The following is a 13,707-nucleotide window of genomic DNA, read 5'->3' as shown; positions in this document are numbered from 1 at the left end:
GGGTGACGACGATACACGTCGGTCCCCTCGGTCCTTCTGCTCATAATGGAGCCCGCCACCATGGCTGCCAAAGACGTTCGCTTTTCCTCCGACGCGCGCGACAAGATCCTCCGCGGCGTCGATATTCTCGCCAATGCCGTCAAAGTCACGCTCGGTCCCAAGGGCCGGAACGTCGTGATCGAAAAGAGCTTCGGAGCTCCCCGCACCACCAAGGACGGCGTCTCGGTCGCCAAAGAGATCGAGCTCGAGGACAGGCTCGAGAATATGGGCGCGCAAATGGTGCGTGAAGCCGCACAAAAGACCAATGATCTCGCTGGCGATGGCACCACAACCGCCTGCGTGCTCACACAGGCCATCGTGCGTGAAGGCCTCAAGGCTGTGGCCGCCGGCATGAACCCGATGGACCTCAAGCGCGGCATCGAGAAGGCCGTCGGACAGGTCGTCGAGGAGATCGGCAAGAAGGCCAAAAAGGTCAAGAACTCGGGTGAAATCGCGCAGGTCGGCACCATCTCGGCGAACGGTGAGAAGGCCATCGGCGAGATGATCGCCGAAGCCATGCAGAAGGTCGGCAACGAGGGCGTGATCACGGTCGAGGAGGCCAAGAGCCTCGAGTCCGAGCTAACCGTCGTCGAAGGCATGCAGTTCGACCGCGGCTACCTCTCGCCGTACTTCATCACCAACGCCGAGAAGATGATCGCCGAACTCGACGAGCCCTATATCCTCATCCACGAAAAGAAGCTCTCGGGTCTGCAGCCGCTGCTGCCGGTGCTCGAAGCCGTCGTTCAGACCGGCAAGCCGCTTCTCATCATCGCCGAAGAAGTCGAGGGCGAGGCGCTCGCAACCCTCGTCGTCAACAAGCTGCGTGGCGGCCTCAAGATCGCGGCCGTCAAGGCTCCGGGCTTCGGCGATCGCCGCAAGGCCATGCTTGAGGACATCGCCGTTCTGACCAAGGGACAGACCATCAGCGAAGATCTCGGCATCAAGCTTGAGAACGTCACGATCGACATGCTGGGCCGCGCCAAGCGCGTCACCATCAGCAAGGAAGACACCGTGATCGTTGACGGCGCCGGCAAGAAGAAGGAAATCGAAGCGCGCGTCAGCCAGATCAAGGCGCAGATCGAGGAGACCTCCTCGGACTACGACCGTGAGAAGCTGCAGGAGCGTCTCGCAAAGCTCGCGGGCGGCGTGGCTGTGATCAAGGTCGGCGGCGTGACCGAAGTGGAAGTGAAGGAGCGCAAGGATCGCGTCGACGACGCGCTCAACGCGACCCGCGCGGCCGTCGAAGAAGGCGTGGTTCCGGGCGGCGGCGTTGCCCTGCTCAAGGCTTCGAACGCCATCACCGTCAAGGGCGACAACGAAGATCAGAACGCAGGCATCGCCATCGTGAAGCGCGCGCTGCAGGCACCGATCCGCCAGATCGCCGAGAACGCCGGAACGGAAGGCTCGATTGTCGTCGGCAAGGTGCTCGAGACCAAGGGCGCGAACTTCGGCTACGACGCACAGGCTGACGAGTACGGCGACCTGATCGAGAAGGGCATCATCGACCCGGCGAAGGTCGTCCGCACTGCCCTCCAGGACGCGGCCTCCATCGCGGCTCTTCTGATCACGACGGAAGCCGCCATTGCTGAGGCGCCGAAGAAGGACGCGGGAGTCGGTGGCCCCGCCGGAATGGGCGGTATGGGCGGTATGGATATGTAGGCGGCGCCCACCCGTTCACGGATCACGACAATCAAAGCGCCCGCGGGAGGTGACCTCTTCCGCGGGCGCTTATATATTCTGAGCGTGCGCCATCATAAGAAATTCCTATCGCAATTATCTGATAATTATATTTGCTCTTATCGCTTGATCTCGTTAAGACCCTGGAATTCCTCTAAACAGCACCAGTGGTGAGTTCGTTATCAGCGCTTACATTTGAAGAACTACAGGACGGCACTGCCGACAGGCGCGCGAACCTCTGCTTCACCCCCATCGGGCGTGCAGCGGATGATGCGCAAAGCGATACGCACTTTCGCGGACGCCGAGAGCGGGGCCGAAACCCGGAACAATCCGAACAGAATTACCGGACACGATCGGAGAAGAAAAATGGATGCAAAAACCGATGACCAAGGCCCGGGCAAATGCCCGTTTTCCGGCCGCGAACGCACGAACCGCGACTGGTGGCCGAGCCAGTTGCGCGTCGACCTTTTGAACCAGCATTCGTCCAAGTCCGATCCGCTGGGACAGACCTTCGACTATCGGGACGAGTTCCAGAAGCTCGACTACGAAGCTCTGAAGAACGACCTGCGTAAGCTGATGACGGACTCGCAGGATTGGTGGCCGGCCGATTTCGGCCACTACGGTCCGCAGTTCATCCGCATGTCGTGGCATGCCGCTGGCACCTACCGCCTCTCCGACGGACGCGGCGGCGGCGGCCGCGGACAGCAGCGTTTCGCTCCGCTCAACTCCTGGCCGGACAACGTCAACATCGACAAGTCGCGCCGCCTGCTGTGGCCGATCAAGCAGAAGTACGGTCAAAAGATCTCCTGGGGAGACCTCTTGATCCTCACCGGCAACGTTGCTCTCGAGACGATGGGCTTCCGCACCTTCGGCTTCGCCGGCGGGCGAGAGGATACCTGGGAGCCCGATCAGGACATCAACTGGGGCGAGGAGGGCCAGTGGCTCGCCCATCGGCAGCTCGAGCAATTCGCAAACCCACTCGGCGCGACCGAGATGGGTCTCATCTACGTCAATCCGGAAGGCCCCAACGCCAGCGGCGATCCGCTCGAAGCGGCCGCCTTCATCCGCGAGACCTTCGCGCGCATGGCGATGGACGACGAGGAGACCGTCGCTCTGATCGCAGGCGGTCATACCTTCGGAAAAACGCACGGCGCGGGCGCGGGCACCCTTCTGGGCCCGGATCCCGAAGGAGCCGACCTCGAAGCGCAAGGCCTCGGCTGGGCGAGCAGCTACGGCTCCGGCAAGGCCGGCGACGCGATCACGAGCGGCATCGAGGTGACCTGGACGCAGCTGCCCACCCAGTGGACCAACCTCTTCTTCGAGAACCTGTTCAAGTACGAGTGGGTGCAAACGCGTAGCCCCGGCGGAGCGATCCAGTGGGAAGCCAAGGACGCGCCGGAAGACATCCCGCTCGCGCATAATTCGTCGAAGAAGCAGAAGCCGCGCATGCTGACGACGGACCTGTCGCTGCGCGTCGATCCGGCCTACGAGAAGATCTCGCGCCGCTTCCACGAAAACCCTCAAGCCTTTGCCGAAGCTTTCGCTCGCGCCTGGTTCAAGCTGACCCATCGCGATCTCGGCCCGCGCTCGCGCTATCTTGGCCCCGAAGTGCCCAAGGAAGTGTTGGTCTGGCAGGATCCAGTTCCTGCTGTCGATCATCCCTTGATCGATGACAAGGACGCCGCCGCCCTCAAGGCCAAGGTGCTGGCCGCGGGCCTGACCGTATCGGAACTGGTCGGCACGGCCTGGGCTTCGGCTTCGACCTTCCGCGGGGGCGACATGCGCGGCGGAGCCAACGGCGCGCGTGTCCGTCTGGAGCCGCAGAAGGACTGGGAGGTCAACCAGCCGGCCCAGCTCGCCAAGGTTCTTGCCGTTCTGGAAAAGATCCGCTCTGAGTTCAACAAAGCCGCGGCCGGCGACAAGAAGGTTTCGCTCGCCGATCTGATCGTGCTCGCCGGCAATGCGGGCGTCGAGCAGGCGGCGAAGGCCGACGGCCATGCGGTGACGGTGCCGTTCACGCCTGGCCGCACGGATGCTTCGCAGGCGCAGACCGACGTCCATGCCTTCGACGTCATGGAGCCCAAAGCAGACGGCTTCCGCAACTACCAGACCGCCACACTCACGGTGCCGGCCGAGGTGGCCTTGATCGACAAGGCGCAGTTGCTGACGCTGACCGCGCCGGAGATGACCGCACTGATTGGCGGTCTGCGCGCGATCAACATCAATGTGGACGGCTCCGCACACGGCGTCCTGACCGAGCGGCCGGGCACGCTGACGAACGACTTCTTCGTCAATCTCCTGGACATGGGCACGGAATGGAAGGCCGTTTCCGAGGACAAGAAAGTGTTCGAGGGACGCGACCGCAAGACAGGCGATGTCAAGTGGACCGGTACGCGCGTCGACCTCGTGTTCGGGTCGAACGCGGTGCTTCGCGCGCTGGCCGAGGTCTACGCCAGCTCGGACGCGAAGGAAAAGTTCGTTCGCGATTTCGTGGCGGCATGGGCCAAGGTCATGAACGCGGACCGTTTCGACCTCGCGTAATTTCTACCGGACTGCTTTAAAAAACGGGGCGGCGCTGAGTTCCAGCGCTGCCTCGTTTTCTTTTTTGCCCATTGCGACTTTCGGCATCCGGCCCTGCGGTCCGCACCTACTGCCAAAACCCGCCGAAGCTGATATGATGACGCCGTCATTGGAAAAGAGCGCCATGCTGCACGCTGCCGTCCCACCTCGGGACCTCAACCCAGGCCGTCTCATCGCAGGTGCTTAGCCCTGGCCGGGCCATTGCGCGCCAAGGCCAGGGCTCCTCCTCCCATCATCGATCGTTCCACCATTTCCGGCCGGACTTCGCGTCCAGGCCCGATTGAGGTCATCCATGACAAGCCTGCAACTGACGGCCAAAGACCACCTTTTCCTCGAATCCCTCCTGCACGGGAACCACGACGACCTCTACCACTCGCTCTTGAAGAGGAAGCTCGAAAACGCCGATGTCGTGCTTCCGGAATTGCTCGATGCCCGGACCGCGACGATTGAAAGCTGCATTGAATTCAGTGTGGGAGGCGGATCATCGGAGCGGCGCGTCCTCACGCGCCACGAAAAGGACGCGACGCGCGACCCTCCTCTGCCCGTAACGACGCTGCGCGGCCTCGCCTTGCTGGGACTGAAGGCGGGAGACGTGTTCGCGCTCCGCACCGCGAGCGGCATCATCGAACCTCTTCGGCTCGAGGTGGTCGTCCATCCGCCCAACTGGGCGTCGTCCAGCAAGAGCCACGGCAAGACCGTTGTTGCTCTCCGCGCTTTCGAGAAGGCCCCGCGCATCACGTCGTCGCCCGCCGGCGACGACGATGACCCGGGCCCGCGTGCCGCATAACAAAAAGCCCGCGGCCTCCGAGTGGGGCCGCGGGCTTTTGCTTTTTGGACGCAGCGAAATAGCCACGGGGCGCGATTACTCGGCCGCCGCCTCCGTGAGGAAGCCACCCGACTGGCGAGCCCAAAGCGCGGCGTAGAGCCCGCCCTTGCGCAGCAACTCGCCGTGCGAGCCCTGCTCGACGATACGGCCGCCGTCCATGATGATCAGCCGATCCATGGCGGCGATGGTCGAAAGCCGATGCGCGATAGCGATGACGGTCTTTCCCGCCATCAGCGTCTGGAGGCTCTCCTGAATGGCCGCCTCGACCTCGCTGTCGAGGGCGCTCGTCGCCTCGTCAAGCACGAGAATGGGCGCGTTCTTCAACAGCACGCGCGCGATGGCGATGCGCTGGCGCTGTCCGCCGGACAACTTCACGCCGCGCTCGCCGACATGGGCCGCGTAGCCAAGCCGGCCGCTCATATCCTCGAGACCTCCGATGAAGTCGTGAGCATGGGCGCGTTTGGCAGCGGCAATGACCTCGCTCTCGCTTGCTTCAGGGCGGCCATAGAGGATGTTGTCCATCACCGAACGGTGCAGCAGTGATGTGTCTTGCGTCACCAGGCCGATGTTGGCGCGCAGGCTTTCCTGCGTCACGTGCGAGATATCTTGGCCGTCGATCAGGATGCGACCGGCTTCGACGTCATAGAAGCGCAGCAGCAGATTGACCAGCGTCGACTTGCCTGCTCCGGAGCGGCCGACGATGCCGACCTTCTCGCCGGGCTTGATCGTCAGCGTAAGCTCTTCGATGACGCTTTTGACCTTGCCATAGTGGAAGCGGAGGTTTTCGAAGCGGATCTCACCGTGCGGGACGGCCAGCGGCGGTGCATTCGGACGATCGACGACCTCGTAGTCGCGCGAGATCGTTTGCATGCCCTCATGCACGACGCCGATGTTCTCGAAGATGCCGGCGACGGTGAAGAGGATCCAACCGGACATGGCAATGATGCGGATGACGAGCGTCATGGCGACCGTGATGGCGCCCATGGACACCGCGTCATGGCTCCAGAGCCACAACGCGAGACCGGCGACCGACACCAGCAACGCGCCGTTCAGCGTGTACAGCACGAATTCCATGACGGTGAGGTTGCGTACCGACGCTTGATGGCGCTCGAGATGCGCCTGCATGGCTTCGCGCGCGTAGGCCTCCTCGCGTTCGGCATGGGCGAAGAGCTTGACGGTCAGGATGTTCGTGAAACTGTCGACCACGCGGCCCGTCAGCCAGGAGCGCGCTTCGGACGCTTCGGTCGAGAGCTTCTGGATCCGCGGTACGAAAAAGCGCAGGACGACGCCATAGAGCGCGATCCAGCAGAGCAGCGGCACGACGAGGCGCGCATCCGCCTCCCAGAAAATGAAGAGCGCGCCAGCAACGTGCACGGCCATGTACCAGATGGCATCGACCGCTTGCACGACGGAGTCGCGCAGGGACGCACCCGTCTGCATGATGCGCGTCGAGATGCGGCCTGCGAAATCGTTCTGGAAGAAGGCCAGCGACTGGCGCAGGACATAGGTATGCGTCTGCCAGCGGATGCGCGTGGTCACCGATGGTGAGATCATCTGGTTCTTGACCAGATCGTGCATCGTGGAGACGGCGGGGCGGGCGATCAATGCCACGAAGGACATCAGCAAAAGTGTGCCGGCGTACTCCGAAAAGAAGTCTTGGGCCGAGGATGCGGCTCGCATCATGTCGACGAGATTGCCGACAAAGGCCATCAGCCAGACTTCGATGAGCGAACCGACCAGACCGATCGCCAGCAACACCGCAAACGGGCGCCAGACCGGCTTTATGTAAAACCAGTAGAAGGCCGCCACGCTGTCGGGCGGGCGTCCCGGCGGAGCGGGCGCAAACGGATCTATTCGGGTCTCAAACCAGCGGAACATCAGGCTCTTTCTGTTGCATAAGCGTTTGTCGCGAGCCCGCGACCGCTCCGCGCAAACCCCTTCTCGTTTCCCGTGGATCGGGGTATGCGCTACCCACCCATGGTGCCCAAACGATGGCACCCGGCCGACAGATGGGCAAGGAACGAGGAAAAGACAACCATGACCGACGCGGCAGCCGACATCGAGACCAAGAAAACTGCTGCCGAGACCTGGTTTCAGCAGCTTCGCGACGAAATCTGCGCAAGCTTCGAGAGGCTCGAAGCCGACCTTCCGCCGACCGCTCAACTGGGCGGCGAGGAGCCTGGCCACTTCGTGCAGACGCCGTGGTCGCGCACGGACCATACGGGCGCGCCGGGCGGTGGCGGCAAGATGAGCCTGATGAAAGGCCGCGTGTTCGAGAAGGTCGGCGTGCACACCTCGACGGTGTTCGGCGAATTCGCGCCCGAGTTCCGCAAGCAGATCCCCGGCACGGACGAAGACCCGAGGTTCTGGGCTTCCGGAATCTCGCTGATCGCGCACCCGCAAAACCCGAACGTTCCCGCCGTGCACATGAACACGCGCATGGTCGTTACCAGCAAGTGGTGGTTCGGCGGCGGCGCCGACCTGACACCCGTGCTCGACCGGCGGCGCAAGGAGGAGGACGCGGACAGCCTCGCCTTCCATGCCTCCATGTACGGAGCCTGCGCCGCCCACGAAGCCATCGCCGACTACGCGAAGCTGCGCAAATGGTGTGACGACTACTTCTACCTTCCGCATCGCAAGGAAGCGCGCGGCGTGGGCGGCATCTTCTATGACTATCTGACGCCGACCGAGGAACAGGGCGGCTGGAATGCGGCCTTCGCGTTCACGCAGGACGTGGGACGCGCTTTCCAGCGCGTTTATCCGATGCTCGTGCGTGGTAACTATTCTATGCCGTGGACGGACGCTGACCGCGAGGAGCAACTCATCCGGCGCGGTCGATACGTGGAGTACAACCTGCTCTACGACCGCGGCACGGTGTTCGGCCTAAAAACAGGCGGCAACGTGGACAGTATCCTGTCCTCGCTGCCGCCCGTCGTGAAATGGCCTTGAGGCACGGCCTCGCTTAGGCTGCGCGTACCGTCGACAGGAAGCGCTCGACCTCGCGGCGGAGCCGCGTGCTGTCGGACGAGAGCTGCTGCGCGGACGACAGCACCTGCGAGGAGGCGGTTCCCGTCTCCGACGCACCCTTGCTGACGTCAGTGATGCTGGCTGCTACCTCGGACGTACCCTTGGCGGCTTCGAGCACGTTGCGGCTGATCTCCTGCGTGGTCACGCCCTGCTCCTCGACGGCGGCGGCGATTGCGCCGCAGATCTCGGACATCCTGTTGATGGTGGACGTGATCTCCTCGATGGCACCGACGGCTTCCTGGGTCGCCTGCTGCATGCCAGCGATTTGAGCGGCGATATCGCTGGTCGCCTTGCCGGTCTGCGCAGCGAGGGCCTTGACCTCCTGCGCGACGACCGCGAAGCCCTTGCCAGCATCGCCCGCGCGGGCCGCCTCGATGGTCGCGTTGAGCGCTAGCAAGTTGGTTTGGCCGGCGATGGTGTTGATCAAGCCAATGACGTCACCGATGCGGTCAGCCGACTGCGAGAGCTGTGCAACGCGCTCGTTGGTATTCGAAGCCTGCTGCACGGCCTTGTCGGCGATGGTGCTGCTTTGCTGGACCTGGCGGCCGATCTCGCTCACCGTAGCGGAGAGCTGCTCGGACGCGGCAGCAACGCCCTGCACGTTGACCGAGGTCTGCTCCGATGCCGTAGCGACAACGCCGGAAAGCTCCTGTGTCGTCTCCGCCGTCCGGGTCAACGATCCGGCCGCGGTTTCGAGCTGAGTCGAGGCGCTCGAGACCGCATCCACGATACCGCCCACGGAGTTCTGGAATTCGTCCGCGAGACGGCGCATCTCGGCCTTGCGCGCGGCCTCGACGCGTTCCTCGGACGCCTCCTGCTCAGCGCGCAGCCGCTCGGTCTCGATCATGGCATCCTTGAAGATGCACACGGCGCGTGCCATATCGCCAATCTCATCGTGGCGCGACGCATGGGGAATGTCTGATTTCTTGTCGCCACCGGCCAGTGCCAGCATCGCAGCCTGCAGCGACTTGATCGGGGCAACGACGCGACGCAAGAGAACAACGCCCGACGTAAGCAGCGAGAAGAGCAACACGCCCAGCGAGCCCTGCATCCAGAGACCAGCCGTTGCTGCCTGCGATCGCGCATCCTCGACCTGACGGGCGGTACGTCCCTCAATCATCCCGTAGAATTCTTCGACCGGCCGATTGATGCCGGCAATGTACCCTTGATATTGATCCGAATAGAGGAGGCCGAGGGCCATTGTCGTATCCGGTTCCTTTTTCAGCGTGTAGCCGCCAGAACCATCATCGAAGAAACCTTTGACGGCATTCATCGCCTTGGTTTCGAGCGCGACAAGCGCGTCGGAAGCCTTTTTCGATTCCTGGAGTTTACCCAACTCTTCGGCGGTGAATCCTTCCTCGCGCATTTCATCGAGGAGGGATTTTTTCTGGCCATCGGGACGCGGGCGCTTATCGTCGCGCAGCACGAGCTCCCAATAGAGGCGATGCGGATCGACCGCGCGTGCATGGCTGCCGTCGCTGCGGGCAATCACTTCGTTGTATCGATCCTCGTAAATCTTATCGCCACCGGTCGCGACGAAGGTGCGCGCAAAGCTGCTGAGATCCGCCGAGTTCTGGCGCGCTTCGTCCGCGAGCAGATAAGAGCGATAGCGTGTCGTGTGCGCCTGCTCCAGTGCATCGACGGCCGCCGAACGCATCTGATAGCTCCACAAGACGATTGCGAAAGCCAACACGTTCAACACGGTCAGCCCAATTGAGGTGGTCCGAATATTAGGAGTGGCAAGCAATCGCATGTCCGGCTCTCGTTTCGTTGCGCGTAGCGCCGATTGGATTTTCGCCGGCCAGATTAAAATGCATCTATAAAATAGACGTAAACCTACAATATATTCTCAATTATTGAATTCGCAACCGTTGCATATGAATCGCGAAAAAACTTCAAAAGAACGGAATTCATTCTTTCAAGTACAACAGCGCGAAACGATCGAACGTTGAATGAGACTACCGGGCACTGCGGCGCTCGGGGGCGATTTCGCGAAACGCATCGGCGAATTCAATGGCGCCAGCGTTGGTGAGGTTCTGATCCATGCGCTTATCGAGCGCAACGAGCAGCTCGGCACTCGTCTTGTCACGCACAATCGTGTTGCGGAAGTAAGCGCTTCGCTCGAAGAAATTCGTCGTCGGCGCCTTCTGGGCGGCCGGCCGCATCATCTCAAGTCCCGTGGCGGGGCCCGCCAGGTTCATGAGCTCGATCTCCGCACCGGTCAGGGCCGCGATTCCGGCTTTCTCGGCCATTTCCTTCAGGCCATGCAGCTTGACGACTTGCAGCCAGGGACCGATGTCGCCATCGAGGTTGATGGCGTGAATACCCATGCCACGTTGAGTGCGCGCAAAGGCAACGTGCGCATCCCAGCGGTGCGGAATGGAGCGCGCGGCTTTGAGCATGGTGGCAAGCTTCTCGTGCTTCTCAGCGAGCGCACGGCGGCGGGCAGGATCGTAGCTTCGATCATTGGCCATCGACTTGAGGCGGGCCAGGAACTTGGGGCCGTGCTTCACCAGCTCGTCCGTCGTGTTGGCGACGAGAAGCTGTGCGTAGCCGATGGCCGTCGAGATCGGCGTTCCGGTTTTCTTGATCGGGTGAATGCCCGACACCATGTCGGCGGTGCCGAGCCCGCTGGTCTCGAGCGCGTACACGCGCACGACTTGATCGCCGGTTAAACCGTGCGACATCGCCTCTCGAGCGTAGCGCAGCTTGAACTCGCGCTCGGGAATTTGCTCGGGTTTGAAGTCGTATTCCTCTTGGGCATACGCCAAGAACTCGGCAATGCCCGGCTTGGGCTTTGGTGGCTCCTTGTCTTTCTTCTTGTCGTCCTGCTCCTGGAACTCGGCCCAGCGCTTCGCCAGCGCCGCGGACAACTCAGGCCCGGCGTACTTCGGCGGAAACGTTTTCACATAGTCCTCGGACGTAATCGGCTCGCCACGTCCCCGCTTGCCCCGGCGCAACGCACGCTTGTCCGTCACGCTGCGCCAGTAGGCATCGCTCTTGAAATCGAACGTCGCCTTCGCGGACAGATAGTCCTCGAAGAGCTTCCGCTCGGCTGGAGGCAGCGCTCTGGCAAACTGTTCGGAGCTGCGCGCAACGGCGCCCGTGCTGGCCGACACGACACCCCAAAGTCCGGCAAGAGCAATCACCGCGCATCGCAGTGCATTCCCGGCGAATCTGGTCAGGTGGGCTGTCGTCATCGAAATCGTCCTTCGGCGTCGAATCGTATTGGCTTACTGACAGCAGAATGGGGCGTTTCCAGGGGGCGGGCAGCTGATTTTGCTCAAGTGCTCGCATCTCCTGCGATCTCGCCCTATGACAGGATCATGATGCTTTCACCGCTCGCCAGCGATCCTGACTTCAGCCCCTCCGGATTTCGGGAGATGGTGTATCGTGCGCTGTCGAAATCCCCTCCGGCACAACCCGCAAGTCCAAGTGACTACGATCTGAATCCGGAGATGATCGCGGCACGGCAGCGGGCCGATGCGTTCCAATCGGCGCGCCCTGCGGCTGTCCTCATTCCGGCTATCGCGCGTCCGGTGGTCACGCTGCTTTTCACCCAGCGGACCGAGCACCTCGCCGCTCACGCGGGACAGATCGCATTCCCCGGGGGAAAGACCGAGCCCTCCGACGCCAGCCCGCTCGCCACGGCACTCCGCGAGGCACACGAGGAGATCGGATTGGACGCAGCGCTCGTCGAGCCACTCGGCACACTCGATCTCTACCTTACGGGAACCGGCTATCGGATCACGCCCGTTATTGCGCTCGTGGACCCCAACGCACAGCTCGCGCTCGATACCAACGAGGTTGCCGATACGTTCGAGGTTCCGCTGCCGTTTCTAATGGATCCACGCAACTATCAGCGACATTCAAGAACGATCGGCGATGCTGAGCGCCATTTCTATGCCGTTCCGTTCGGTGACCGCTTCATCTGGGGCGCGACAGCCGGTATTCTGCGCAACATGCATGAAAGGCTCTTCGGTCCATGATCCGAACGGTTATCGAGAACTTCCTGCTATTTCTGCTGCCGACGCTGCTCTATCTGGCTTGGGCCCTCTTCCAACGCACGCGGGCAGAAGCGCGCGGCGAGAGCACGTCCGAAGACAGGATCACAGCCGGCCTGCTCGACGACGCGCCTTTCCTGTGGCTGTTTGTCGGCGGCGCGCTGCTGGTGATCGTCACACTCGCGGCCTTCGGGAGCTCGTCGGGCGGCAAGCCGGGCCAACACTATCAACCGTCCGTCCTGAAGGACGGGCAGATCCAGCCCAGCCACATCGAATAGGTAGGGGATGACGCGCGAGGTTGGCGATCCACGGCCGCCGAGCCTTGCCGGTGCTCCATGGCTGGGGCACGCGAACACGCGTGCCGTTCTCAGCGCGCTCGAAAGCGGCGGGTTTCAGGCCCGCATCGTCGGCGGCGCCGTACGCAATGCGTTACTCGGACGCGCCGTCAAAGACATCGACATCGCGACGACGGCGCTGCCCGAGGATGTTCTGCGGCTGGCGAAAGCCGCGGGGCTCGGCGCAATCCCGACGGGACTTGCCCACGGGACGGTGACGGTTGTCGTGCATCATCAGCCGTTTGAGGTTACGACCCTCCGGCGCGACGTCGAGACGTTCGGGCGACACGCACGCGTGACGTTCACAACTGACTGGGTGGAGGACGCCCAACGCCGCGATTTCACACTCAACGCTCTCTATTGCGACGCGGCGGGTACGGTTCATGATCCGCTCGGCGGTTATCCGGATCTCGTCGCACGCCGCGTGAGATTTATTGGAGAGGCGCGCGACCGCATTCGGGAAGATTTCCTGCGCATTCTCCGCTTTTTCCGGTTTACCGCCGAGTACTCTCCCGGTCCTCTCGATGCGGACGGCCTGGATGCGTCGGTCGAGCTGGCCTCCGGGATGGCGCAACTTTCCGCGGAACGGGTCCGTGCAGAACTTTTGCGACTGCTTCGAGCTCCACACGCGGTGGAGACCGTCGCCGTCATGGCCAAGGCGCGCCTTCTGGACGGTCTGATCGGGTCACCGGGCGACATCGGCTTACTGACCCGGCTCGTTGCTGTAGAAGCTGCGCTCGGCCGAGACGGAGACCCGCTCCTCAGGCTTGCCGCACTGGCGGGGCAGCAACCTGGTCGGCCGCTCATGACGCTCGCCGCCCGCCTCAGGCTGTCGAATGCCGAAGGAGAACGGCTTGCGCGGCTTGCGTTGCCCGATCCGGCGTTCGATCCCGTGAATGGCGAGCCAGAAGCGCGCGCCTTTCTTTACCGGTTTGGGATCGAAGCATTTCGCGATGGCGTGCTTCTGGCGTGGGCGAGCAGCGAGGCCGCGACAGACTCCGCGCCGTGGCGCGACCGGTTCACGCTTCCCGAGCGATGGAAGATACCGACGCTACCCGTGCGCGGCTCCGATCTCCTCGACCGAGGACTGGCGGAAGGGCCAGCCATCGGCCGTATCGTGCGCGCTTTCGAAGACTGGTGGATCTCCGAAGATTTTCCGACCGACGAGCTTCGTCTCGCGCATGCGTTGTCGGATCTCGTCAAATCCAATCGGACCTGA

Annotated in this window: 10 protein-coding genes; 7 read left to right on the top strand and 3 right to left on the bottom strand. The window is 62.7% G+C overall.

Translation table 11 applies throughout. The annotated features are described in order from the left end of the window. Positions 1–60 precede the first annotated feature (60 nt). From groL to VHO05_RS03820, 3 genes are all read left to right on the top strand, one after another. The gene (groL, locus tag VHO05_RS03830) at positions 61–1,698 is read left to right on the top strand and encodes a chaperonin GroEL (RefSeq protein WP_329645289.1); all 1,638 of its coding nucleotides are present in this window, start codon (positions 61–63) and stop codon (positions 1,696–1,698) included. A gap of 384 nt (positions 1,699–2,082) precedes the next feature. Then, the gene (katG, locus tag VHO05_RS03825; RefSeq protein WP_329645288.1) at positions 2,083–4,257 is read left to right on the top strand and encodes a catalase/peroxidase HPI; all 2,175 of its coding nucleotides are present in this window, start codon (positions 2,083–2,085) and stop codon (positions 4,255–4,257) included. A 331-nt stretch (positions 4,258–4,588) separates the two neighbouring features. Continuing rightward, positions 4,589–5,083: a hypothetical protein gene (locus VHO05_RS03820; RefSeq protein ID WP_329645287.1), complete on the top strand. Its 495-nt coding sequence runs from the start codon at positions 4,589–4,591 to the stop codon at positions 5,081–5,083. A gap of 75 nt (positions 5,084–5,158) precedes the next feature. Here the strand turns inward: VHO05_RS03820 and VHO05_RS03815 are convergent, their stop codons facing one another. Beyond that, positions 5,159–7,000 carry an ABC transporter ATP-binding protein gene (locus VHO05_RS03815; protein ID WP_329645286.1) on the bottom strand — a complete coding sequence of 614 codons (1,842 nt, stop codon included), beginning with the start codon at positions 6,998–7,000 and terminating at the stop codon, positions 5,159–5,161. A 159-nt stretch (positions 7,001–7,159) separates the two neighbouring features. On the opposite strand from VHO05_RS03815, the gene hemF reads away from it, so the two are divergent. Beyond that, positions 7,160–8,071, top strand: a complete 912-nt coding sequence (gene hemF, locus VHO05_RS03810) for an oxygen-dependent coproporphyrinogen oxidase (RefSeq protein WP_329645285.1) — start codon at positions 7,160–7,162, stop codon at positions 8,069–8,071. A gap of 13 nt (positions 8,072–8,084) precedes the next feature. Here hemF and VHO05_RS03805 read toward each other — a convergent pair whose 3' ends face one another. Next, the gene (locus tag VHO05_RS03805; RefSeq protein WP_329645284.1) at positions 8,085–9,806 is read right to left on the bottom strand and encodes a methyl-accepting chemotaxis protein; all 1,722 of its coding nucleotides are present in this window, start codon (positions 9,804–9,806) and stop codon (positions 8,085–8,087) included. Between the two features lie 301 nt (positions 9,807–10,107). After that, positions 10,108–11,349 (bottom strand): hypothetical protein, encoded by a 1,242-nt coding sequence (locus VHO05_RS03800; protein WP_329645283.1) that lies wholly within the window; start codon positions 11,347–11,349, stop codon positions 10,108–10,110. A gap of 126 nt (positions 11,350–11,475) precedes the next feature. Here VHO05_RS03800 and VHO05_RS03795 point away from each other — a divergent pair, with 126 nt between their 5' ends. The 3 genes from VHO05_RS03795 to VHO05_RS03785 are packed head-to-tail and all read left to right on the top strand — an operon-like array spanning position 11,476 to position 13,707. Further along, on the top strand, positions 11,476–12,138 hold the full coding sequence (locus VHO05_RS03795; protein WP_329645282.1) for a CoA pyrophosphatase: 663 nt from the start codon (positions 11,476–11,478) through the stop codon (positions 12,136–12,138). After that, complete coding sequence (locus tag VHO05_RS03790) at positions 12,135–12,431, top strand: hypothetical protein (protein WP_329645281.1); 297 nt, start codon at positions 12,135–12,137, stop codon at positions 12,429–12,431. The genes VHO05_RS03795 and VHO05_RS03790 overlap by 4 nt, the downstream gene beginning before the upstream one ends. Positions 12,432–12,438: 7 nt before the next feature. Continuing rightward, a complete protein-coding gene (locus VHO05_RS03785) occupies positions 12,439–13,707 on the top strand; it encodes a CCA tRNA nucleotidyltransferase (protein WP_329645280.1) in 1,269 nt (422 codons plus the stop codon).

Origin of the sequence: Hyphomicrobium sp. (assembly GCF_036262015.1) — a bacterium.
In the GTDB taxonomy this organism is placed as follows: domain Bacteria; phylum Pseudomonadota; class Alphaproteobacteria; order Rhizobiales; family Hyphomicrobiaceae; genus Hyphomicrobium_C.
Note: the sequence above shows the minus strand (reverse complement) of the source record. Positions and strands in the feature narration are given on the sequence as shown.